18 protein-coding genes and 1 pseudogene are annotated in these 22,582 nt (G+C 64.1%); 8 read left to right on the plus strand and 11 right to left on the minus strand.

The genetic code is table 11. The features are described 5' to 3' along the window. Nucleotides 1-62: 62 nt before the first annotated feature. The 3 genes from AC4NN3_RS12745 to AC4NN3_RS12755 all read right to left on the minus strand — a co-directional run bounded on the left by AC4NN3_RS12745 (nt 63) and on the right by AC4NN3_RS12755 (nt 2,213). Nucleotides 63-875 (minus strand): alpha/beta hydrolase, encoded by an 813-nt coding sequence (locus AC4NN3_RS12745; protein ID WP_491927465.1) that lies wholly within the window; start codon nt 873-875, stop codon nt 63-65. 65 nt (nt 876-940) lie between these two features. After that, entirely contained in the window at nt 941-1,579 is a 639-nt protein-coding gene (locus AC4NN3_RS12750) for a DsbA family oxidoreductase (protein ID WP_491927466.1), read from the minus strand. An 85-nt stretch (nt 1,580-1,664) separates the two neighbouring features. Further along, complete coding sequence (locus tag AC4NN3_RS12755; protein WP_491927467.1) at nt 1,665-2,213, minus strand: hypothetical protein; 549 nt, start codon at nt 2,211-2,213, stop codon at nt 1,665-1,667. Between the two features lie 395 nt (nt 2,214-2,608). Between AC4NN3_RS12755 and AC4NN3_RS12760 the strand changes: the two genes are divergently transcribed. Next, nucleotides 2,609-2,815, plus strand: a complete 207-nt coding sequence (locus tag AC4NN3_RS12760) for a SlyX family protein (RefSeq protein WP_491927468.1) — start codon at nt 2,609-2,611, stop codon at nt 2,813-2,815. A gap of 5 nt (nt 2,816-2,820) precedes the next feature. Here the strand turns inward: AC4NN3_RS12760 and AC4NN3_RS12765 are convergent, their stop codons facing one another. From AC4NN3_RS12765 to AC4NN3_RS12790, 6 genes and pseudogenes are all read right to left on the minus strand, one after another. Then, nucleotides 2,821-4,590, minus strand: coding sequence for a hypothetical protein (locus tag AC4NN3_RS12765; protein WP_491927469.1), 1,770 nt, complete (start codon nt 4,588-4,590; stop codon nt 2,821-2,823). A gap of 98 nt (nt 4,591-4,688) precedes the next feature. Beyond that, nucleotides 4,689-6,119, minus strand: coding sequence for an NAD(P)(+) transhydrogenase (Re/Si-specific) subunit beta (locus AC4NN3_RS12770; RefSeq protein ID WP_491927470.1), 1,431 nt, complete (start codon nt 6,117-6,119; stop codon nt 4,689-4,691). A 4-nt stretch (nt 6,120-6,123) separates the two neighbouring features. Next, a complete protein-coding gene (locus AC4NN3_RS12775) occupies nt 6,124-6,426 on the minus strand; it encodes a proton-translocating transhydrogenase family protein (RefSeq protein ID WP_491927471.1) in 303 nt (100 codons plus the stop codon). A 324-nt stretch (nt 6,427-6,750) separates the two neighbouring features. Continuing rightward, nucleotides 6,751-8,073 (minus strand): annotated as a pseudogene (locus AC4NN3_RS12780) (Re/Si-specific NAD(P)(+) transhydrogenase subunit alpha); the annotation flags it as partial. A 65-nt stretch (nt 8,074-8,138) separates the two neighbouring features. Further along, nucleotides 8,139-8,306 (minus strand): aa3-type cytochrome c oxidase subunit IV, encoded by a 168-nt coding sequence (locus AC4NN3_RS12785; protein WP_491927472.1) that lies wholly within the window; start codon nt 8,304-8,306, stop codon nt 8,139-8,141. A gap of 79 nt (nt 8,307-8,385) precedes the next feature. After that, a complete protein-coding gene (locus AC4NN3_RS12790) occupies nt 8,386-10,206 on the minus strand; it encodes a M3 family oligoendopeptidase (protein WP_491927473.1) in 1,821 nt (606 codons plus the stop codon). Nucleotides 10,207-10,461: 255 nt separating this feature from the next. Between AC4NN3_RS12790 and AC4NN3_RS12795 the strand changes: the two genes are divergently transcribed. After that, nucleotides 10,462-11,946 (plus strand): sigma-54-dependent transcriptional regulator, encoded by a 1,485-nt coding sequence (locus AC4NN3_RS12795; RefSeq protein ID WP_491927474.1) that lies wholly within the window; start codon nt 10,462-10,464, stop codon nt 11,944-11,946. A gap of 299 nt (nt 11,947-12,245) precedes the next feature. Here the strand turns inward: AC4NN3_RS12795 and AC4NN3_RS12800 are convergent, their stop codons facing one another. Continuing rightward, complete coding sequence (locus AC4NN3_RS12800; RefSeq protein ID WP_491927475.1) at nt 12,246-13,784, minus strand: tryptophan halogenase family protein; 1,539 nt, start codon at nt 13,782-13,784, stop codon at nt 12,246-12,248. A gap of 236 nt (nt 13,785-14,020) precedes the next feature. Between AC4NN3_RS12800 and AC4NN3_RS12805 the strand changes: the two genes are divergently transcribed. From AC4NN3_RS12805 to AC4NN3_RS12820, 4 genes are all read left to right on the plus strand, one after another. Further along, entirely contained in the window at nt 14,021-15,715 is a 1,695-nt protein-coding gene (locus tag AC4NN3_RS12805) for a L,D-transpeptidase family protein (RefSeq protein WP_491927476.1), read from the plus strand. Between the two features lie 220 nt (nt 15,716-15,935). Beyond that, nucleotides 15,936-17,633: a peptidoglycan L,D-endopeptidase MepK gene (gene mepK / locus AC4NN3_RS12810; protein ID WP_491927477.1), complete on the plus strand. Its 1,698-nt coding sequence runs from the start codon at nt 15,936-15,938 to the stop codon at nt 17,631-17,633. A gap of 137 nt (nt 17,634-17,770) precedes the next feature. Next, nucleotides 17,771-19,702: a 1-deoxy-D-xylulose-5-phosphate synthase gene (gene dxs / locus AC4NN3_RS12815; protein WP_491927478.1), complete on the plus strand. Its 1,932-nt coding sequence runs from the start codon at nt 17,771-17,773 to the stop codon at nt 19,700-19,702. A 123-nt stretch (nt 19,703-19,825) separates the two neighbouring features. Next, nucleotides 19,826-20,053, plus strand: coding sequence for a flagellar basal body rod C-terminal domain-containing protein (locus tag AC4NN3_RS12820; protein ID WP_491927479.1), 228 nt, complete (start codon nt 19,826-19,828; stop codon nt 20,051-20,053). A 79-nt stretch (nt 20,054-20,132) separates the two neighbouring features. Here the strand turns inward: AC4NN3_RS12820 and AC4NN3_RS12825 are convergent, their stop codons facing one another. Further along, the gene (locus AC4NN3_RS12825) at nt 20,133-20,390 is read right to left on the minus strand and encodes a DUF2312 domain-containing protein (RefSeq protein ID WP_193334634.1); all 258 of its coding nucleotides are present in this window, start codon (nt 20,388-20,390) and stop codon (nt 20,133-20,135) included. A 192-nt stretch (nt 20,391-20,582) separates the two neighbouring features. On the opposite strand from AC4NN3_RS12825, the gene AC4NN3_RS12830 reads away from it, so the two are divergent. Together AC4NN3_RS12830 and pyk are read left to right on the plus strand one after the other, a co-directional pair. Further along, nucleotides 20,583-21,128, plus strand: coding sequence for a DUF1036 domain-containing protein (locus AC4NN3_RS12830; protein WP_491927480.1), 546 nt, complete (start codon nt 20,583-20,585; stop codon nt 21,126-21,128). Then, entirely contained in the window at nt 21,125-22,564 is a 1,440-nt protein-coding gene (gene pyk / locus AC4NN3_RS12835; RefSeq protein WP_491927481.1) for a pyruvate kinase, read from the plus strand. Before AC4NN3_RS12830 ends, pyk begins: the two co-directional genes overlap by 4 nt. Nucleotides 22,565-22,582 lie beyond the last annotated feature (18 nt).

Genomic DNA, 22,582 nt, shown 5'->3' on the forward strand with positions numbered 1-22,582 from the left:
CTTGACCCTAAAAATTCAAACGCCGTCCTTCGGGACGGCGTTTTGTTGTGTTTGGACCGCGCTTACAGTCCGGCCAGCGCCCGGCTGAAAAACGCCTCCGCACGGGCCCAGATGCCGCGCGCCCAGAGGCTGTCATGCCCGGCGCCAGGCTCGATCCAGATCGTGTCCGGCCTGGGCGCCAGCGCAAACAGCCGCTCGCCATTGCTGACGCCGATCGTGGTATCGGCCGTGCCATGCGCCACCATCACCGGCTCGCTGACATTGGCGATCCACAGGTTGACTGGAAACTGGTCCTGCATCGCCAGCCCCACCGGCAGGTAGGGATAGCGTTCATTGGCCACGGTCACCGCCGAATGAAATCCTGCCTCCAGCAGCAAGGCCCGAGCGTCGCGAACGCTGGCGACATAGGTCGACGGCCCCGAGCCGAGCGAGCGCCCCCAGATCGCGATGGGAAAGCCCTTTGCCTGCAGCCAGTCAAAGGCACTGGTGCCGTCCTGCAGGATATTGTCCTGGCTGATCGTGCCCGGCGACAGGGGAAAGCCGCGATAGTCGAAGGCGAGAAAGCCATAGCCATCGGCCACGAACTGCTCGAACCGGGCATGCTCCTCGCTGAAGCTGCCGGCATTGCCCTTGAAATAGAGGATCACGGGGCGACCGGCCTGCGGCGGCTGGTACCAGCCATTGATCGTGCCATCACCCGAGGCAATCGCCACTTCATGGGCGCCGGACAGGGCGGTGTCGGCCAGCGCCACCACCGGGCCCGCTGGACTGTACTGCAGCGCCCGCTGGTTGACATAGATATAGCCAAACACCCCGGCATAGGCGAGCAACACCACCAGCGCGGCACCGAGCACGATACGAACGACAAGCTTCACGGCGAGGACCTCGGCAAATCAATGCCGGTGAATCTACACCACTGACACCAGACCGCCAGCCAGGTTCAAAGCTCGTCGATGGTCTGCGCCAGGGCCCGCTCGAACACCTCGTCCGGCTGCGCCCCAGACAGCGCATATTTCTCGCCGAAGACGAAGAACGGCACGCCGCGAATCCCCTGCGCGGCTGCATCCATGGCCAGCTGCTCGGTGATCGCCAGCTCGTTCTCGTCATTCATCGCGTCCAGCGCATCGCCACGGTCAAAGCCGTATTCGACCGCGATATCGGCCAGTACATTGTCATCATTGATCTGGCGATGCTCGAGGAAATAGGCATTGGCAATGGCATTGGCCAGTTCGTGCTGGTTGCCCATCGGCTTGGCGAGGCGCGTGATGGTATGCGCCTTCTTGGTGGGGAACATGCGCGGCTGCTGGCTGAGATCGAGTTCAACCCCGGCCTTGCGCGCCTCGCTCTCGACCCGCTCCCACATCTCGCTGGGCTCCTTGCCATATTTCTCGCGCAGCATGTCGGCCACCACCACGCCCTCGGCCGGCGTATCGGGATCGAGATAATAGGGATGGTTCTCGACGACGACGTCGATATCGTCGGGTAGCGCCGCAATGGCCTTGTCCAGTCGTGCCGAACCGACAATGCACCAGGGGCAGACCACATCGGTGAACACGTCGATCTTGAGCGTCTTGGTCATGAGCAGGTCCTCGGCAAATCCTTGTTGCTCCCCACATGGCGCGGATGGCGCATGACTGCAAGAACGCACCCGGATGTAACCTGCTCTACTGCGCGGCCTGGCCCTGCGCATTGGTCAGACTGAACGGCGGCGACCAGCCGGCAGCCAGGCTCAGGCCAATAAACGCGCTCAGCCCCATCCAGGCCAGCCCCGGCAACATGAGCAGCGCCGCCCGAGGCGAGACGGCGGCCACCCGCAGGCCGGCGGCCATGCCGGTGAGCAGCAGCAACACGGTGGCCAGGCTCAGCATTAGCGAATCGAGCGGCTGGACCATAAAGGGCAGTGCAATCACCCCGCCCATCAGCCCCACCAGCCACCAGCCGGCACTGCGCCCCTTAAGGCCATGCTGCGCCACCATCCACCGGGACACGCCGAACAACGGCAGGCTGCCGATATGCAGCGCCGCCCCCAGCCAGCCCGGCAGGCCGAAGGGCGAGAAAAACAGCGGCATCACTCCGGCCAGTTCGGCCATGCCATGCACGATGACAAAGACCGACAGCGGCAGCGCCCCGCTCAGCACCAGGCCAAGCGCGTCATGGCGATTGGCATCAAGGCCGGACTGGATCGGAAGAGAAATCGCTCTGCTGGTGGCCATGCTGGGCTCCCGCCTTTGCCAAAGATCTGACAAAGCAATGACCGGGGCGGCAAAAGGGTTCCCTTTGCGTCAACTGCTCCTGTTCAGTTGAACGCCATGACCGAGCAGAAAATGGGGGCCAGCAGCACGATACGGGTCAGCAATCCGAAAGTGACAGGACGGATATTCTTCAGCGCCGCCCGACGCCGCACCCTGCCCCGACGACTGGGCGCGCCCCTCGGCGCAGTGGGCAGCCGCGCTTGATGCCCGCATCGCCGCGCTGCAGCGCTTGCGTGATGGCCTCACCCTCTGTATCGGCTGCTTGTGCCTGACCACTGGCCGGTGCCCCATGCGCAATGGCAGCGATCGGCTCGGCCGCCACGGCAGCGGACACGTATCCTGCTCGGAGAGACGTCATGATCGATATTGCCGACCGCCTCGAAGCGCTCGAGACCCGCATCGCCTTCCAGGATCAGACCATCGACGAGCTCAACGCCACCATCACCGCCCAGTGGCAGCAGATTGATATGCTCACCCGCAAGCTCGAGACCATCGAGCAGCAGGTCCGCTCCGGCGTCCATATCGCCGACCCCGCCAACGAACCGCCCCCGCCGCACTACTGAGCCGCTCAACTGCCCAGTCGCAGCGCCAGCCGCAGCAGCCGGATATGTTCGGGCACATTATGCCAGAGCAGTTGGCGGCGGGTATCGAGAGGCGCAGTCACCTCGTCTGCATCGATATTGGCACGGCTGGGCTCATAGCTGTCGTGCCAGGCCCAGTACTGCGTATGGGTGAACAGACGTTGCAGAAACCGCGGCCGGCCGCGCCGGTGGATGGCGACGGGATGCTCGGCAATGCCGGGCCCGAAGATTCCGGAAAGCCTCCCGGAAATGAGATCGCCGATCAGGGGGTTGTCTTCTTCATCGTAGATATTGCTCCAGCGCACCGTCGAGAACTGGGCCGCGAAATGCGGCACCATGGCCGGAAGACCCTTGGCGGTCCGGGCATCGGCGCCCGGCGCCAGATGCAGCATCGTGTCCCGCGCGTCCCGTGTAACCTCTGGATGCGGGGGAGAGGTGGCAAAACGGCGCTCGCGACAAGCATCCTCCACCTCCGCCTGGCTGTCGGCCAGCAGGAACTCGGCATGGGTCAATGGACTGCCCAGCGTGATCAGGTCGCTGATGCGCCAGCCAGGCCGACCCTGACTGAATTTCTCAAACAGCTTGCCCTGCGTCGCTTCCAGCTTTGCAGCATCAATTGCGCCTGGCGAGGCGCCCCACGCTGTCTGCACGAAGCCGTCGCATTCGCGCAGGGCGGCCTGGATATCGCTATCCTCGAAGTCCCACTGCTGATGATGGGTCGGACCATATTTTTCCCAGAACAGTTGCAGGATGTCATAGGCGATAATGGTGCCCAGGCTGTGGCCCACCAGCACGATCCGGTCGTAGAGCGGCGGGTTGTCCTGGGGGTCTGCCTGGGTGAATTCCTTGAGCTGGGAGCCATCGAGACGCCGCTGGTGCAGCGCTTCGAGCAAGGCCATGCCGCGTTCACGCACCAGCCGCCGCCGCTCGACGGTACTGGGCGTGGCGCGGACATAGCGCACGACATCGCCGGCAAAGGGCGTCACCACGCTATGCAATGCCCAACCCGAGAGCCCCGCCACGGCTGCCGCCCAGAAGGGCACTGAGCCCAGCAGCGTTGCCGGCACGGCCCAGAGTGCCAAGCCGGCGACAACGATCCGCACCGGCCAGGTGAGCGCTACCCGATCCATCTTGAAACCTGTCCGCAGGCAATTGATGACGAACCACAAGACGCCAGCCACCACGACCACGCCGACCACCCAGGCGCGCGCGCAGTCCAGTTCGCTTGTCAGCGCCGGGTCGGCCACGTCGCCATCGGTCAACTGCTCGATGCCGGCGCCGGCCGACAGCAGGCCGGCAGCGGTGAAGATGGCAAAGAGGACGGCCAGGATCGCCCATGCCCAGCGCACCTTCGTGGCATTGGGCAGGCGCCAGGGGGAGCGCAGCACCAGCGTGCGGATCCACCCCGTCACCATATCGGCGGGCGTGCCATCCATGATGTCGGCCCAGTAGAATTCGAAAAAGTCCGTCCGCTTCTGCGGACCGTCATTGAGCGTGGTGATGCGGCGCAGTTCGGCCGAGCCGGTCACGTCATCGGGGACCACGGCAATGTCGAGCATGCCGGTCTCGCCCACCGGCAGGCTCGCCAATGCCCGGTCGCGTCGATAGACGGTCTCGACAAAGCCGCGCAGCGTCTCGAGCGGGGTCTGCTCACCAATGCCGTGAATGACCACGACCGCCGTCTTGCCCGGCGCCGTTGGCGTCGGCTGCGCCGCTCCCGCCTTCGGCTCGGTTACCGCCCGACTGTTACGCACCATCTCATCCTCCCCTGGCCCCGGAAGAATAATCAGATCGTCATAGTAAAAGGGCCGCCCGAAGGCGACCCTATATTATGCGATGATAGTCAGCAAATCCGTCAATGTCCTAATGCCTTGACGATATCCTCGGTCATCTTCTTGGCGTCGCCGAACAGCATCATGGTATTGTCGCGGAAGAACAATTCGTTCTGCACCCCGGCATAGCCTGCCGCCATGCCGCGCTTGATGAACAGCACCGTGCCGGCATCTTCGACATTGAGCACCGGCATGCCGTAGATCGGCGATGTCTTGTCGGTCTTGGCCGCCGGATTGGTCACGTCATTGGCGCCGATGACGAAGGCCACGTCGGACTGGGCGAACTCGGAATTGATATCCTCGAGCTCGAACACCTCGTCATAGGGTACATTGGCTTCCGCCAGCAGCACGTTCATGTGCCCGGGCATGCGGCCGGCCACCGGATGGATGGCATATTTGACCGTGACGCCTTCCTTCTTGAGCAGGTCGGCCATTTCGCGCAAAGCGTGCTGGGCCTGCGCCACCGCCATGCCATAGCCGGGCACGATGATGACCTTGCTGGCATTCTTCATCAGGAAGGCCGCGTCGTCCGCCGCCCCCTGCTTGACCGGACGCTCCTCTTCGGCGCCGCCGGCAACGGCGCCGCTATCGCCGCCAAAGCCGCCCAGGATCACCGAGATGAAGCTGCGGTTCATCGCCTTGCACATGATGTAGCTCAGGATCGCGCCGGAGCTGCCCACCAGGGCGCCGGTGATGATCAGCGCCGTATTGCCCAGCGTGAAGCCGATGCCCGCCGCGGCCCAGCCCGAATAGGAGTTGAGCATGGACACCACCACCGGCATGTCCGCACCGCCAATCGGGATGATCATCAGCCCGCCCAGCACCAGCGCGACCAGGGTGATCATCCAGAACAGCATCGGGTCAGCCGAGGTCGTGAAGGCCCAGACCAGGCCCAGCAGCACCAAAGCCATGGCGATATGCAGCACATGGCGCATCGGCAGCAGGATCGGCTTGCCGCTCATATTGCCGTTGAGCTTGGCAAAGGCGATCACCGAGCCGGTAAAGGTAAAGGCGCCGATCGCCACGCCAATGCTCATTTCCACCAGTGCCTGGGCATGGATCAGCCCCACGGCCAGGCCGGTCACCGGGTCGATCTCGACAATGTGGAAGGCTTCGGGCGCGTAGAGCGCCGCCGCGGCCACGAACACCGCCGCCAGGCCCACCAGCGAGTGGAAGGCGGCGACCAGCTGCGGCATGTCGGTCATCTTGACGGTGCGGGCCATATAGGCGCCGATGCCGCCGCCCAGGCCGATGCCGCCGATGATCAGCGCCCAGCTGATGACGTCGCTCGGCGCCGCCACGGCCAGCGTGGTGACGATGGCAATGCCCATGCCCACCATGCCGTATGTATTGCCCTGCCGGGCCGTGCGTGGGCTGGAAAGACCGCGCAGCGCCATGATGAACAGCACGCCCGAGACGAGATAGAGAAGGGCTGCAATATCTGCAGAGATCATCGGCTCAGCCCTTCTTCTTGTACATGGCCAGCATGCGCTGGGTGACGAGGAACCCGCCAAAGATATTCACGCTGGCAAAGACCAGGGCGATGAAGCCGAAGGCCTTGGAGAGCCAGCTGGCATCGGTCGCCAGATGCACGCCGACGGCGAGCAGCGCGCCCACCACGATCACCGAGGAAATCGCATTGGTCACGCTCATCAGCGGCGTGTGCAGCGCCGGGGTCACCGACCAGACGACGAAATAGCCGACAAAGATCGCCAGCACGAAGATGGCCAGGCGGAAGGTGAAGGGGTCGATCGCTTCCATTTACTGGGCTCCCTTTGGGGCTGCGGGCTTCTTGGGTGCGGCGGGCTTGGCGGCGGCAGGCGCCTTGGTCTTGGCGGCAGGCTTGCTCGCCGCAGCCTTGGCCTTTGCCGGCGTCGCGGCAGGCTTCTTGGGAAGTGTCGGCGCCTTGGCCGTCGGTACGGTCGCCGCCTTGGCGGCACTGTCCATCACCGCAGCCGCCTTCTTGGTCGCGGCGCGCTTGGCCGGCGTTGCCGGCGCCTCGGCGGCAGCCGGAATCGACTGCTCTACCCCTGGCGCCGCCTTCTTGGGCGTATCGGCCATGGCAGCAATCACCGGCTTGGCCGCGACAGGCTTCTTTTCTGCCACCGGCTTGGCTGGGGCGACCGCAGGCGCACTGGTCTTGATCGGAGCCGCCTTGGCGACCACGCCCTTCGTCGCCGGCTTTGGCGCGCTTTTCGGCACCGCCTTGGCGACGGCAAGCGGCATGGCATTGGCACCGCCAGGGGCGGCGACCGGCTTGGTCTCGCCGGCAATCGCGGCGCCGACAAAATTGGGATGCACCACCGCGCCATCGCGCGTCAGTACCGTCGCCTTGACCAGTTCGTCGTCCCAGTTGATCGCCAGGGTCTTGCCCTTGGCATCGATCAGCGTGGTCAGGAAAGCCAGCAGGTTACGGGCATAGAGCTGGCTGGCCGTGGTTGGAATACGACCCTGCATATTGGTATAGCCAATGATCGTCACACCCTTGTGCTCGATCACCTTGCCGGGCACCGTCAGCTCGACATTGCCGCCGCGCTCTGCCGCCAGATCGACGATTACCGAACCGGGCGCCATGGATTCCACCATGGCCTTGCTGATCAGCCGCGGCGCCGGGCGCCCCGGGATCAGCGCGGTGGTGATGACGATATCCTGCTTGGCAATGTGCTGGGCGGTCAGCTCGGCCTGCTTGGCCTGGTATTCCGCGCTCATCTGCTTGGCATAGCCGCCGGCCGTCTCGGCCTGCTTGAATTCGTCATCCTCGACGGCGACGAACTTGCCGCCCAGGCTTTCCACCTGTTCCTTGGCCGCTGGACGCACGTCGGTCGCGGAGACCACGGCGCCGAGGCGCTTGGCCGTGGCAATGGCCTGCAGGCCCGCCACGCCGGCGCCCATCACGAAGACCTTGGCCGGCCGCACCGTACCGGCGGCGGTCATCATCATGGGGAAGGCCCGGTCGAAGGCGGCAGCCGCTTCGATCACGCCCTGGTAGCCGGCCAGATTGGCCTGGCTGGAGAGGATGTCCATCACCTGTGCGCGGGTAATGCGCGGCATGAACTCCATGACCATGGCCGTCACGCCGGCCTTGGCCAGTGCCGCCACGTCCTTGTCATTGCCATAGGGGTCGAGTGCGCCGATCAGCAGCGCGCCCTTGGTGACGCCCGCCAGCGCGGCCGCCTCGGGCCGCCGCACGGTCAGCACCACATCGGCGCCCTTGAGCGTTACCGCAGGGGTCGCGCCGATCACGGCGCCGGCTGCTTCGTAATCCGCGTCGAGAAGGCGCGAGCCGAGCCCGGCACCTTTTTCGACCGCGACGCTGGCACCCAGCGCAATGAGCTTGCCGACCGTCTCGGGGGTGGCCGCAACGCGGTTCTCCCCGTCGAGACGCTCGCGAACGATGGCAATCTTCATGAAATTCTCCTGCCCGCCTGCCCGGTGGACAGGCTAGAATGAAATGCCCGTACCTGCGCTGAAAATCAGGGCTGTATCAGGAAGTAGAGGATCACGGCTGTCGCCGCCAAGCCGATGACGGACCATTTGACGGCCGTGAGGAAGCCCTCATAGGTCGCTTCGTGCTGGGCATAATCCATCGGCGATTCAACCTGCAGCTCGGAATGGTGTTCGGGGCGGTGTTTGGTGGCCATGTCGTCCTCGTAAGTCCAGGGTTTGGTAAAGTCTATGCGTCCAAAGTCGGTGACCGGCTTGGCCACGCTTGACCTTGCATCAGGGCGCCGTTGCCTCCAGCTCGTCGATCAGCCCCTCGATCATCGACAGGCCCAGCGACCAGAATTGGGGATCCTTGGCATCCAGCCCGAACGGCGCGAGCAGTTCGGTATGGTGCTTGCTTCCCCCGGCCTTGAGCAGCTCGAAATAGCGCTCGGCAAAGCCTTCGCTCGACTTCTCATACTGTGCGTAGAGCGAGTTCACAAGACAGTCACCAAAGGCATAGGCGTAGACATAGAAGGGCGAATGGATGAAGTGCGGAATATAGGCCCAGAAGCTCTCATAGCCGTCATTGGCGATGATCGCCTCGCCCAGTGATTCCGCCTGCACATCGAGCCAGATCTGGTTGATCTGCTCGGTCTTGAGCTCGCCCTGCCGCCGCGCCGTATGCACCCGCCGCTCGAAGGTGTAAAAGGCGATCTGCCGCACCACGGTATTGAGCATGTCCTCCACCTTGCTCGACAGCAACGCGAAGCGCTGCGTCGGGTCGGTTGTTTTATTCAGCAGCGACCGAAAGGTCAGCATCTCGCCAAACACCGACGCCGTCTCGGCCAGGGTCAACGGCGTATTGGCCAGGATCGGCCCCTGCGCCGCGGCCAGCCGCTGATGCACACCATGGCCCAGTTCATGGGCCAGGGTCATGATATCGCGCGAGCGGCCCATATAGTTGAGCATCAAAAAAGGATGCGCGCTCGGCACCGTCGGATGGGCAAAGGCGCCCGACAGCTTGCCGTCCCCGCTGGGCGCATCGATCCAGCCCGAATTGAAGAACGGCGCCGCGCATTCGGCCAGTTCGGGCGAGAACTGGCCATAGGCCTCCATCACCGTCGAGACCGCACTGTCCCAGTCCCACACCCGCTCGTCGCTGGTGGGTAGCGGCGCATTGCGATCCCAGGCATTGAGCTTGTCCTTGCCGAACCACTTGGCCTTCATTTTGTAATAGCGATGGCTGAGCCGCGGATAGGCCGCCTCCACCGCCTGCTGCAGCGCATCGACCACCTCGCGCTCCACCGAATTGGCCATGTGCCGGCTGTCGGCGATGTCCTGGTAGCCGCGCCAGCGATCGGAGATTTCCTTGTCCTTGGCCAGCACATTGGTGATGTGGGTGAACAACCGTCCATTGGCCTTGAGGGTCTTGCCCAAAGCCTTGAACGCGCCCTCGCGCTTGGTCTCGTCCTTTTCGCTCAGCAGGTGCAGTGTTGCTTCAAGGGTCAGTGTCTCGCCATTGACCTCGAATTCAAGGCTGCTCAGCGTCTCGTCGAACAGCCGGTTCCAGGCCGAAAACGAGGTGGTCGACTTGTCGTGGAATAGTTCCTCAAGCTTGTCATCGAGCTGATAGGGCTTTGCCTTGCGCAACTCGGCAAACCAGGTGCGGTAGCGCGCCAGCTCGGCATCATTGGCAAAGGCGGCCTCAAGATCGGCGTCCTCGATGCGGTTGAGCTCGAGTTCGAAAAACAGCACGCGGGTCGAGAGGTTGGTCAGCGCCTCATTGGTATCGCCCATGAATTTGGCCCGGTCCGGATCGGTCGATTTCTGCGCATATTGCAGGAAGGCGAACGAGCCGATGCGGCCGGTCAGGTCACCCAGCTTTTCGCTGTCCTTGATCGCCTTGATCAATTGCCCCGACTTGGTGAGATCGACCAGCTTGCCCTTGTAGTCCGCCTCGAAGCGCGCGGCATCGGCCTTGGCCTTGTCCAGGTCCGCCTTGAATGCGGCGCTGTCGCCACCCGGATAGAGGTCGCTGAGGTCCCAGACCGGCAGCTTGCCGAACTGATTGTGGCTCTTCTGGGCGGGGGCGTTCATGGTCAGTCTCCGGCGCATCTGATTTGGCGCGGACCTTACCCAGCGAGGAATGGGTTGGAAAGGGTGCGCGACCGAAGCGCGCAGTCGGCAATCCTCCCCCGCCCGCGGGGGAGGGGGACCACGCATAGCGTGGTGGAGGGGGGGGGCCGCGAGCAAGATGGCGCTGCCGCCCCGCCGAAATTGTCCATGATTAATCGCCCCTTAACCCCATCCGGCCATCTTGTTCCCAAAACGGCACACGAATCGATGCCGCCGCAAAAGACCGGAGTTTGAATGACGCGCATTCTGGTAGTTGATGATGATCCGGTTCAGTTGCGTCTGACCGCCGAGGTCGCCAACCGGGCCGGCTTCAAGCCGCTGACCGCCACCGGGGGCGAACAGGCCCTGGCCATCCTGCGCGACGACCGCAATATCGGCGCCATGATCCTCGATCTGGTCATGCCCGATCTCGACGGCATGGGCGTGATGGAGGCCATGCGCCGCGAGGGCCTGACCACCCCCGTCATCATTCAGACCGCCAATGCCTCGCTCGAAACCGTGATCTCGGCCATGCGCAACGGCGCCGCTGACTATTTCGTCAAGCCCGTCGCCCCCGAGCGGCTCATCATCTCGCTGCGCAATGCCATGAAGCTCGACGCGCTTGAAGCCACCATCCGCGCCGAACGCGCCCGCAAATCCGGCACCTTCACCGCCGCCGACATGATTGCCCGGGCCCCCGCCATGGCCCGCGTCATCAGCCTGTGCGCCAAGGCCGCCAAGTCGACCATTCCCGTCCTCATCGAGGGCGAGACCGGCGTCGGCAAGGAACTGATCGCCCGCATCATCCAGGGTTCCGGCGATCGCGCCGGCAAGCCCTTCATCACCGTCAACTGCGGCGCCATCCCGCCCAATCTGGTTGAATCGGTGCTGTTCGGGCACAAGAAGGGCGCCTTTACCGGCGCCATCGCCGACCAGAACGGCAAGTTCGCCGAAGCCCATAACGGCACCCTCTTTCTCGACGAGGTCGGGGAGCTGCCGCTCGACATCCAGGTCAAGCTGCTGCGCGCCCTCCAGGAAGGCGAGATCGAGCCCGTTGGCTCCTCCCGCACCGAGCGCGTCAATGTGCGCATCATTTCGGCCACCAACCGGCGCCTGCTCAACCTGGCCAAGTCCGGCGAGTTCCGCGAGGATCTCTATTACCGGCTCAATGTCTTTCCCATCTATACCCCGCCCCTGCGCGAGCGCATGGAAGACCTCCCGGCCATGGTCGCCATGTTCATCGCCCGCTTCGCCGCCGAAGCCGGCAAGCGTATCCTGGGCATTTCCCCCGCCGCGCTCGACCTGCTGGCCGGCTATGACTGGCCCGGCAATGTCCGCCAGCTGGAAAATGCCGTCTATCGCGCCGTCATCCTCAGCGACGGCGCCTTCCTCGAGACCGTGGACTTCCCCCAGATCATCGCCCAGGCCAATGGCCGCGAGCGCGCCATAAGGGAAATCGAGGCGGCCCCGATCGCCTCAGCGCCGACCCATATCGACACGGCCACTGCTCGCCAGCGTCTCCATGTCAGCATGCCCGCTTTGCCCGATCGCTTCCTTGACCCGGCTGGTGAAGTTGCCGCCCTGGCCGAGATCGAGCGCGCCGCCATCGTCTTTGCCATCGAGCATCATGGCGGCCGCATGTCCCGCGTCGCCCGCGCCCTCAAGATCGGCCGCTCCACGCTCTACCGCAAACTGCACGAATACGGCCTCGCCGAAGAGCTGCTCAGCGACGCGGCCTAGAGTAGGCAATGGCCGGAACGGGGCGGGGTATCGTACTGGGCGGCTATTGGTAGAAGCATGACTTGGCGGTCAGATGTGCTTGGTGACCATAGATTGAGATGCGCGGGGAGGCCATGGTTTGGCTGCTTTATGGCCTTCTGGCGGTGAGTACACTCATCCTGCTGAACATGATTTTTCCCACCATTTTGCCATTTGCCTGGCTGATGGGGTTGGCCCTCGCGCTACGAGCGTAAACAGGTGCTGACCTATCGGCGACTGTGGTCCGAACTGATATCGGTTCCGAACCGCGACACTGCCCTTCACATGCCCCGCACAATCTCCAGAAATTCCGCATGGCCCAGCGCCTGGCCAGCTGCGGCGCGATATTCTTTCACCAGCCCCTCATAGGCCTCCCGCGCGAACTGTCTTAGCTTGGGGTCCTGGTCCATTTCCCGCCGCGCCAGGTCCTGGCTTAACAATCCCAGCCCCGCCAGCACCGGATAATAGAGCTGGGTCTGGATATGCGGCAGGCCGAAGAGATTGTCGGCAAACTGCTCGTGCCGCGGCATCTCGCGCTGCCAGCGCGCCAGCTGCGCCTGGGTCTCGGGATGGATGCGGTTGGCCCGCACCTCGCGCCAGAACGGCGTGTCGTCGCGTTCCACCATGTAATGCGTGTTCACGAAGGTGCGGAAGTCATCCACCTGCCGCCCGACCCGAGCATTGTAGTCCTTGCGATCCGCCGGCGTCATCTCGCCCGGATGCTTGAGGAAGCGGTCGGCAAACAGCATCATCTGCACGATAGTGCCGTGGATCGAGGTGGATTCCAGCGGCTCTAGAAAGCTCGAGCTCAGCCCCACCGCCACCACATTGCCCACCCAGGCATTTTCCAGCCGGCCGATGGAAAAGCGGATATCGCTGCGCACCTCGATCTCGCGCCCGAGCACGCGCTCGACTTCCGCCTTGGCCTGCTCGGGCGAACAAAATTCGTCCGAATAGACATAGCCGCAGCCATAGCGGGTCTGGGTCGGGATCTGCCACATCCAGCCGGCATCCTGCGCCCAGGCGCGGGTGTAATTGGCGATCTCCTCGCCCGGCTTGATATCGAGCCAGAACGGCAGCGCCCGGTTGACCGGCAGTTCATGGGCGTAGGAGATCCAGTCGGCCGCCATTTCCTTGACGATCAGCTGCTTGCGAAAGCCCGTCGCATCAATGAAGAAATCGGCTTCCAGCACCTGCCCATTGTCGAGCGTCAGCGCCGTGACGTCGCCGGTCTCGGCGTTCCGCTCAATGCCCGACACCACGGCATCAATAATCTCGACGCCTTTGGATTTGCTGGCAAAGAACCGCCCGACCTTGGCCTGGTCGAAATGATAGGCATGGTGGAAGGGCCCCAGCGGGATCAGTGAACCGTCCGCCTTTTGCACATAGGGCGCCTTCTTCTGCTCCAGCAGCGGCCCGAACAGGTGCATGTCGGTGATCGGCCTTCCGGCGGCAATCGCATAGACATTGAGATAGTCGCTCGGCGCCCCTGCCGGCGCCTGGATCACCTGGTGCGGATCATCGATCGGCCCATAATAGGTAAAGCCCTTGCGACGCCAGTCCTCATGCCGGATGCCCAGCTTGAACGTCGCCTCGGTCTTGCGGAAGAACTCGAACTCATCGATGCCGAAATGTTTGAGCAGCACGCGAAACGCCGCCGTGGTCGCCTCGCCCACCCCCACTGTCGGGATGCTCGACGGCTCGATGACGCTGATGCGCGCGTTCAGCCCCTTGCGGCGCGCCGCGTCCTGAATGATGAACGCCGCGATCCAGCCGGCAGTGCCGCCGCCCACGACCACGAAATGGCTTTGCCGGTCCATGCTGATCCTCCGGTCACGACGCTATGGTCCCGCCCGGCGTCACGCAAGCCAGTCTTAGGAAACCGTAGCTTTACGCTCCCTTTCCGTAAGAGGTCGCCATCGCTAAATTGCCCTCACAAAACTGCGAGCAATTGTTCCTGTTAAGGATTTTTGGCTAATGATTTTGTCCGGCGCGGCTGTTGAATCCACCGGATCGCCGGTGACGCCGCAACTCGATAAAGCCTGCTGGAGTCCGCATGAACAAGTTTCTGGTCTGCCTGATTGCCGCCCTTGCGGGCGTCGCACCCATTGTGCCGGCATCGGCGCAGGCTGTGGCCAGTGCCACCATCGGCCCGGTCTATATCGCGCCGCCGCAGACGCCGCTGGCCCAGACCATCAAGGCCGGCCTGTCTGCCGCCTATTATGGCGCCGCCAAGGACAGCGCTGCCTATGCCGAGGCGCAGAAACTGTACTTCTTCTATGGCGCGCGCCATTTTGCGCCGATCTGGCTCGATGAGACCGCCGACGGCGCTGTCGCCTTCTCGCCGCCCGCCCAGAAAATTCTCAAGCTCTTTGCCGCAGCCGAAACCGAAGGCCTGCGTCCGTCCGACTACCTCACCCCCGCTTTGGACGTGACCGCCGTCGGCAGCGACCCGATCAAGATGGCCAGCCTGGAAACCGCGTTCTCGCGCGCCACCATGCGCTATGCCACCCACATATATACTGGCCGCATCGTGCCCGGCTCGGTCAGTGAAAACCTCGACGTGGCCCCCAAGAAGCTCGACGAAGCCGGGCTGCTGGTGCAGTTGGCCACCAGTGCCGATCCGGTCAAGGTGCTCGCGGCGCTGGAGCCGACCCATCCCGAATTCCTCGCCCTCAAGGCAGCGCTTGCCAATTTCGAGCAGAACCAGACCGACCGTCCGGTGCAGATCGAGACCGGCGCCACCCTCAAGCCCGGCATGAGCGATGCCCGCGTCCCCGTGCTGCGCCAGCGCTTCGAGCTGCCCGCTGCCGTCGACACGGTCTATGACGACAGCGTGGTGGAAGCGGTCAAGGCCTTCCAGCAGACCCGCAATCTCTATGTCGATGGCGTCATGGGCCCGGCCACGCTGGCCGCCCTCAATGGCGGCGCCCCGCTGACCAAGGCCGACATCCTGGCCAATATGGAGCGCTGGCGCTGGATGCCGCGCGACCTTGGCGCGTTCAACGTGCTGGTCAACATTCCCGAATTCCGGCTGTCGGTTAACCGCGACAACCGCGAAGAATACACCACCCGCGTCGTGGTCGGCACCACCAAGCACCAGACCCCGGTCTTCTCGGAATCCATCCGCCACATCGTGGTCAATCCGTACTGGAATGTGCCCAGCTCGATCGTCAAGGCCGAGATCGCCCCCGCCGTCATGGCCAATCCCGGCTATATCGACAGCCACAATTACGACCTGCTCTATCAGGGCAATCCGGTCAGCCCCTGGCAGGTGGACTGGAACCAGGTCAGCGCCACCAATTTCCCCTTCCGCATCCGCCAGCGCCCCGGCACCAGCAACGCCCTGGGGCAGATCAAGTTCCTGTTCCCCAACAAGCACGATGTCTACCTGCACGACACCCCGTCCAAATCGCTGTTCGAGCGCGATTTCCGCGCCTATAGCCATGGCTGCGTCCGCGTGCAGAACCCCATGGAGTTCGCCGATGCGCTGCTGGCCAACGAGCCCAATATCAGCCGGGCCTCGCTTGAAGGCATGTTTGGCGCGGCCGAACGCTGGGTAAACCCGGAGCAGCAGATCCCCGTGCACATCGCCTATTTTACCGTGCGCGTGACCACCGATGGCAGCCTGCAGTCCTTCGACGACATCTATGGCCACAACGCCAATCTGATCGCCGCCATGGGCCTGGCGACCCCGCCCAAGCCGGTCGATATCGTCGCCGAAGCCGGTGACGGCACCATCTCGCCTTGAGGCCCGCCACCCCGGCTTTGCCGGCCGCATGCGGCCGGCCTTAAGCTTTCATTGACAATTCGGCCTTTGTTGCGCCAGTTTCTGATCGTAATAACATATACGTGAGCCCGCTTGAGGGAGGGCACGCAGCAGGCAGGCGTTAATCAAATCCATCGTATTTGACGCTAATGTTTGCCGAGAGACTAACCGGGCAGAGTATCGCGTGACGGGGAATTCCAATTTGCAACGGCATCGTTTTGGGCAATTTCTGCTCGCCGCCTTGATCAGCTTTGCGCTCATCCTGCCGACCTCCGTCGTGCCGGCCATGGCGGCATCCGAACGCGCCATCTATCTCTATTACACCCACACCAAGGAGACCGCGCGCATCGTCTTCAAGCGCAATGGACAATACGTCCAGTCCGGTCTCAACGATCTCAATTATTTCCTGCGCGACTGGCGCCGCAACGAGCCCACCAAGATGGACCCGCGGCTGTTCGATCTGGTCTGGGAAGTCTACCAGGAAGTCGGTGCCACCCAGCCGATCAACGTGGTCTCAGCCTACCGTTCGCCCAAGACCAATGCCATGCTGCGCGAGACCTCCTCGGGCGTTGCCGAGAACAGCCAGCACACCAAGGGTCACGCCATGGATTTCTTCATCCCCGGCGTCTCCTTGCCGCGGCTGCGCGCCGCTGCCATGAAAAAGCAGGTCGGCGGCGTCGGCTATTATCCCACATCTGGCAGCCCCTTTGTCCATCTCGACACCGGTTCGGTGCGCGCCTGGCCGCGCATGACCCGTGCCCAGTTGCAGGAGATCTTCCCCGACGGCAAGACCATGCACCTGCCCACCGATGGCAAGCCGCTGTCCCAGCAGGGCTATCAGGTGGCCATGGCCGAGTGGAAAACCTGCCATGCCGTGCCCTGCAATGGCAGCAGCTCGGGCACCCAGGTCGCCAGCGCCGGAAGCGGCCGCACTTTGGTTGATCTGCTGTTCGGCGGTTCATCGAGCCAGCCGAGCGCCTCTGCCGCCGCCCCGGCTTCCGCGCGTGCCGCTGCGCCTGCCCCGGCACCCGCCCCCATTCCCGCCCCTCCACCAGCCGAGGTGCAGCTCGCTTCCCTGGCGTCGCAGGCCACAGCCAATGCGCCCATTCCCGCCCCGCGGCCGGTCAATCTGGGCGGCGTGGCCTTTGCCAGTACGGCGCCGGCTTTGCCCTTCTCCACCGCCGGCAGCGCGCCGCTCGATGCCGCCGAAATCACCACTTTGGCCAGCGCACCCATGCCGCTGCGCAAGTCCGAAGCCCTGCAGCTGGCAACCGCCTCCACCCTGCCATCGGGCGACGCGGTGACCGCCATCGCCGCGCTGACCGCCCCCGTGCCGCAGCCGCGCCTGCTCACCTCCGACCCGCAGCCGGACATGATGACCGCCTATCTCTCGCCCATGCCGCAGGACCCGGTCGCGCAGAGCGCCCTCGAGGCGATCATCGCCCGCGAAACCGCGCCCGCCGCAACGCCGGTAATGCCCGTGTCCCGCCTGCCCTCCCTACCCGGCGTGACCGCCCTGCGCACCGCGTCGCTGGGCAGTGACAACGTGGTCACCGGCGCCATTTCCGACCTGTTTCGCGGCACCTTTGCCGCCCCGCGTCAGGATGAACCTGTTGCCCAGGCCTTGGCTGAACACCTGGCCAAGCGCCCCGATGCCGGCGCCATGCGCCGCCCCGAGTTGGTGGCACCCGACCTCGAGCACGTCGCCGACGTCTTCACCACCCCTACCGCGTTGAGCTCGGACCACTTTGCCGAAATCTGGGATCACGACGAGGCCGATTTCAGCCCCACCACTGAAATGGGACCCTATGTCACCATTCTGCGCGTGGGCGATTTCCCCGAGGGCCTGTCCTCTACCCGCTTTGTCGGCACAAGGCCGGCTGCTCCTGTGAGCAACTGAGCGGCCCCAATTCAGGCTTGATTGCAGTCCATTCCGGTGCCGGCGCAGTGTGCGCAGGTGGCCCGCTATTGTTGCAAAGCGCCGCTCGCGCGCCTAAACAACTGCCATAGTGCCCCTTTAGGCGAAGGACTGCCCGATTGGCCGACAAGCCCGCTACCCCGCTGCTCGACACCGTCAACTCTCCTGCTGACCTGCGCACCCTGCCGCGCGAGGAGTTGCGGCAGCTCGCCGACGAATTGCGCGCCGAGATGATCGACGCCGTCTCGGTGACCGGCGGCCACCTGGGCGCCGGCCTGGGCGTGGTGGAACTGACCGTGGCCCTGCATGCCGTGTTCGATACCCCCCATGACCGCATCATCTGGGACGTCGGCCACCAGGCCTATCCCCACAAGATCCTCACCGGCCGCCGCGACCGCATGCGCACGCTGCGCCAGAAGCACGGCCTGTCCGGCTTCACCCGCCGCGCCGAAAGCGAATACGACCCGTTTGGCGCCGGCCATTCCTCGACCTCGATTTCCGCCGGCCTTGGCATGGCCGTGGCCAGCGAACTGCTCGACCAGCCGCGCAATGTCATCGCCGTCATCGGCGATGGCGCCATGTCGGCCGGCATGGCCTATGAGGCCATGAACAATGCCGGCGCCATGGACGCCCGGCTCATTGTCGTGCTCAACGACAATGACATGTCCATCGCCCCGCCCACCGGCGCCATGAGCGCCTATCTGGCGCGCCTGGTCTCGGGTCCGGTCTATCGCGGCGCCCGCGAAGCCGCCAAGTCGGTGGTCAGCAAGCTGCCGCAATTCCTGCATGAGCCGGCCCGCCGTACCGAGGAATTTGCCCGCTCCTTCTTTACCGGCGGCACGCTGTTTGAAGAGCTGGGCTTCTACTATGTCGGCCCCATCGACGGGCACAATCTCGATCACCTGCTGCCCGTGCTCGACAATGTGCGCGACGCCGCCCAGGGCCCGATTCTCGTCCATGTTGTGACCAAGAAGGGCAAGGGCTATGGCCCGGCCGAAGATTCCGACGACAAGTATCACGGCGTCTCCAAGTTCAACGTCATCACCGGCGCCCAGACCAAGACGCCTTCCAACGCGCCCTCCTACACGTCGGTCTTTGCCGATACCCTGATCGCCGAGGCCAGTGACGATCCGCGCATTGTCGCGGTGACCGCAGCCATGCCCTCGGGCACCGGGCTCGACAGGTTCGCCGAAATCCATCCCAGCCGCATCTTCGATGTCGGCATTGCCGAGCAGCATGCGGTGACCTTTGCCGCGGGCCTCGCCAGCGAGGGCATGCGCCCCTTCTGCGCCATCTATTCGACCTTCCTGCAGCGCGCCTATGATCAGGTCATCCACGACGTGGCCATCCAGCAGCTGCCGGTGCGCTTTGCCATCGACCGGGCCGGCTATGTCGGCGCCGACGGCCCTACCCATGCCGGCAACTACGATGCGGCTTTTCTGGGCGCCATTCCCGGCATCGTGCAGATGGCCGCCGCCGACGAGGCCGAACTGCGCCATATGGTGACCACCGCCACCCATTACGACAGCGGCCCCATCGCCTTCCGCTATCCGCGCGGCGACGGCATGGGCGTCGACCTGCCCGCGCGTGGCCAGATTCTGCCCATCGGCAAGGGCCGCATTGTCCGCCAGGGCGGCACCATCGCCATCCTGAGCTATGGCGCGCGCCTGTCCGAAGTGCTCGCTGCCGCCGACAAGCTGGCCGCCTTGGGCCTCAATCCCACCATTGCCGATGCCCGCTTCATGAAGCCGCTCGATGAGGAACTGATTGCCCGTCTCGCCGGCAGTCACGACGTCTTGCTGAGTGTCGAAGAGGGTGGCCTGGGCGGTTTTGGCAGCCACGTCGCCACCTTCCTGACCAGCAATGGCCTGCTCGACGGCAAGCTGCGCTTCCGGCCGCTGATGATTCCTGATCGTTTCGTCGAACATGCCAGTCAGGCCGACATGTATGCCGATGCCGGCCTCGACCGCGCCGGCATTGTCGCCACCGCCCTGGCCACCCTCGGCTATGACGAGGCCGCCATGGTGGCGGCCTTGGGCCGGTCCGTCTAGCCGGCCATTCTGGCGGGCAAGGCTGTCTGGCTTTTGAACTGCATTGCCGGCTTCCCGATAAGGCAATTGTCAACGCTTTGGGCGCTAGCTGGCGGCATCACGCCCACCAGCCAGGCCACCACCATGACCCTATCCGCCATCGCTTCAGGAACACTCGGCATGCAGCGCGCCGCCGACCGTCTGGAGACCAGCGCCGGCCGTGTCGCCCGCTTCGGCACCGGCCTGGCCGATGTCGATCTGGGCACGGAAATGGTCGAAACCATGCTGGCCCAACATGATTTCAAGTCCTCGGCAACCATCGTACGTGCCGCCGACCGCATGCTCAAGTCCACCATCGACATCCTCGCCTGACCCCACCGGCGCGCAGATACAGATCCGCCCGGCAGCTGAGGCAACCGGGCGGCACGCATCAATAGCTATTGAGGATCGGTCAGTCGTCCGAGGACGCCACCATGCCCAGCGCGCTCATATAGAGCTCGAGCAGGGCTTCCTGCTCCATGCGCTCATTGGCGTCCTGCTTGCGGATGGCCACGATCTTGCGCAGAATCTTGGTATCGAAGCCATTGCCCTTGGCCTCGGCATAGATTTCCTTGATGTCGTTGGCGATCGCGGCCTTTTCTTCTTCCATGCGCTCGATGCGCTCGATGAATGCCCGCAATTGGTCCTGGGCAACGCTCTCTTCAGCCATGGGTCTTACCTCGTTGTATCAAGCGCTGCTTGAACCCCAGACTCGCCCCCGGTTCAACCCCTTTGTGATCCAATCCACATCACCGCTGCCACGCATGCCCCCAATTCGGCCAAATCAAGGCATTAGCCATTGACCAATCCCTTACCATGGGCTCAAAGAAGGCACGTTTTCCCGATGATTTCCGGCTCGCTTTTGCAAACCATCCGTCTCGGCACGACCCTGATCGGCGCAGCTCTTGCCAGCCTGGCGTTCTTTGCCACGCCAGCCAGGGCCGATCTGCGCATCTGCAACGAAACGGCCAATCTCGTCTCGGTGGCGCTGGGCTATCGCGCCGAGCGCGGCTGGATGAGCGAAGGCTGGTGGCAGGCGCCTCCCGGTGATTGTCGCGTGCTCTACCAGGGCGATCTGCAGCGTCGTTTTTATTACATCTTTGCAGCCGATGATGTGGCAGGCGGCGCCTGGGATGGCGCGGTGTTCATGTGTACGCGTGACGAAACCTTCACCATATTCGGGGTTGAGGATTGCCTGGCCCGCGGCTATGAGCGCACCGGTTTCTTTGAAATCGATACCCAGAACCGTTCCGACTGGACGCTGCAGCTCAGCGAGAATGGCGCCGGCCCGGCGATCGTCGGTCCGGACGGAAGCGAAGACCTCGAAGACCCCACTTTCCTTGTCGATCCTGCCGATGTGGATGCACCGCAGGACGACATAACGACGCAAGAAACGGACACGCAATGAGACGCATGAGACGCGCAAAGATCGTCGCCACCCTCGGGCCTGCCAGCCACGAGGAAAAGATGATCGAGGAACTGGCCAAGGCCGGCGCGGACGTGTTCCGCATCAATATGAGCCATGCCAGCCACGACGTGCTGCGCACCACGGTCGAGCGCATTCGCAATGTCGAAAAGCGCCTCAACCACCCGCTCGGCATCCTGGTCGATCTGCAGGGCCCCAAGCTGCGCGTGTGGAAGTTCATCGGCGGCTCGGTGGAGCTGGTGGCCGGGCAGAAGTTCACCCTCGACAGCCACAATGACGACCAGGGCAATGCCGAGCGCGTCTACCTGCCGCATCCCGAAATCATCGAGAGCGTCTCGGTCGGCGACCGCCTGCTGCTCGACGACGGCAAGCTGTCGCTCAAGGCCACCAAGGTCGGCAATGGCGCCATCGAGACCGAAGTGGTCTATGGCGGCAAGCTCAGCGACAAGAAGGGCGTCTCCCTGCCCGATACGCTGCTGCCCACCGGCGCCCTGACGGAAAAGGATCATGCCGATCTGCTGGCCGGCCTTGCCGCCGACGCCGACTGGATCGCCTTGAGCTTCGTGCAGCGCCCCGAAGACATCATCGACGTACGCAAGATCGTCCAGGGCCGCGCCGGCGTCATGGCCAAGATCGAAAAGCCCCAGGCCATCGAGCGCCTCGAAGAGATCATCAAGCTCAGCGACGCCATCATGGTCGCGCGTGGCGATCTGGGTGTCGAACTGCCGCTCGAGCAGGTCCCCGGCCTGCAGAAGCGCATGATCCGCATGGCCCGCCGCTATGGCAAGCCGGTCGTCGTGGCCACCCAGATGCTCGAATCCATGATCACCGCCCCCGTGCCGACCCGCGCCGAAGTCTCGGACGTGTCGATCGCCGTGTTTGAGGGCGCCGACGCCATCATGCTCTCGGCCGAATCCGCTTCCGGCGCCTATCCCGTCGAAGCCGTCGCCACCATGAACAAGGTGGCCGTGGCCGTCGAGGGCGATGCCAACTATCGCGGCATCATCCGCGCCGCCCAGACGGAGCCGGAAGCCACCGCTGCCGACGCCATCTCCGCCGCTACCCGCCAGGTCGCCGAAACCCTCGATCTGGCCGCCATCGTCACCTATACCGCCTCGGGCTCGACCGGCATCCGCGCCGCCCGCGAGCGTCCATCCAAGCCCATCATCGTGCTCTCGCCCAATATGCGCACCATCCGCCGCATGTCGGTGGTCTGGGGCGTTCATTGCGTGCAGACCGAAGACGCGGTGAGCCTGGAAGACATGGTCGATCGCGCCTGTGTCATCGCCTATCAGGAGGGCTTTGCCCGCCCCGGCGACCGCATCGCCATCACCGCCGGCATTCCCCTGGGCACGCCCGGCGCCACCAATATGCTGCGCATCGCCTTCGTCCGCCAGGACGGCGCCGGCTCCAGCTGACGCCGACGCTGACGTTCC

This window comes from Devosia sp. MDV22-iso42 (assembly GCF_058629155.1).

Excerpts from the sequence above, each read along its gene's own strand:
- AC4NN3_RS12750 (WP_491927466.1), bottom strand. The coding sequence starts at position 1,579 with ATGACCAAGACGCTCAAGATCGACGTGTTCACCGATGTGGTCTGCCCC.
- AC4NN3_RS12755 (WP_491927467.1), bottom strand. The coding sequence starts at position 2,213 with ATGGCCACCAGCAGAGCGATTTCTCTTCCGATCCAGTCCGGCCTTGAT.
- AC4NN3_RS12760 (WP_491927468.1), top strand. The coding sequence starts at position 2,609 with ATGATCGATATTGCCGACCGCCTCGAAGCGCTCGAGACCCGCATCGCC.
- AC4NN3_RS12765 (WP_491927469.1), bottom strand. The coding sequence starts at position 4,590 with ATGGTGCGTAACAGTCGGGCGGTAACCGAGCCGAAGGCGGGAGCGGCG.
- AC4NN3_RS12770 (WP_491927470.1), bottom strand. The coding sequence starts at position 6,119 with ATGATCTCTGCAGATATTGCAGCCCTTCTCTATCTCGTCTCGGGCGTG.
- AC4NN3_RS12775 (WP_491927471.1), bottom strand. The coding sequence starts at position 6,426 with ATGGAAGCGATCGACCCCTTCACCTTCCGCCTGGCCATCTTCGTGCTG.
- AC4NN3_RS12785 (WP_491927472.1), bottom strand. The coding sequence starts at position 8,306 with ATGGCCACCAAACACCGCCCCGAACACCATTCCGAGCTGCAGGTTGAA.
- AC4NN3_RS12790 (WP_491927473.1), bottom strand. The coding sequence starts at position 10,206 with ATGCGCCGGAGACTGACCATGAACGCCCCCGCCCAGAAGAGCCACAAT.
- AC4NN3_RS12795 (WP_491927474.1), top strand. The coding sequence starts at position 10,462 with ATGACGCGCATTCTGGTAGTTGATGATGATCCGGTTCAGTTGCGTCTG.
- AC4NN3_RS12800 (WP_491927475.1), bottom strand. The coding sequence starts at position 13,784 with ATGGACCGGCAAAGCCATTTCGTGGTCGTGGGCGGCGGCACTGCCGGC.
- AC4NN3_RS12805 (WP_491927476.1), top strand. The coding sequence starts at position 14,021 with ATGAACAAGTTTCTGGTCTGCCTGATTGCCGCCCTTGCGGGCGTCGCA.
- AC4NN3_RS12820 (WP_491927479.1), top strand. The coding sequence starts at position 19,826 with ATGACCCTATCCGCCATCGCTTCAGGAACACTCGGCATGCAGCGCGCC.
- AC4NN3_RS12825 (WP_193334634.1), bottom strand. The coding sequence starts at position 20,390 with ATGGCTGAAGAGAGCGTTGCCCAGGACCAATTGCGGGCATTCATCGAG.
- pyk (WP_491927481.1), top strand. The coding sequence starts at position 21,125 with ATGAGACGCATGAGACGCGCAAAGATCGTCGCCACCCTCGGGCCTGCC.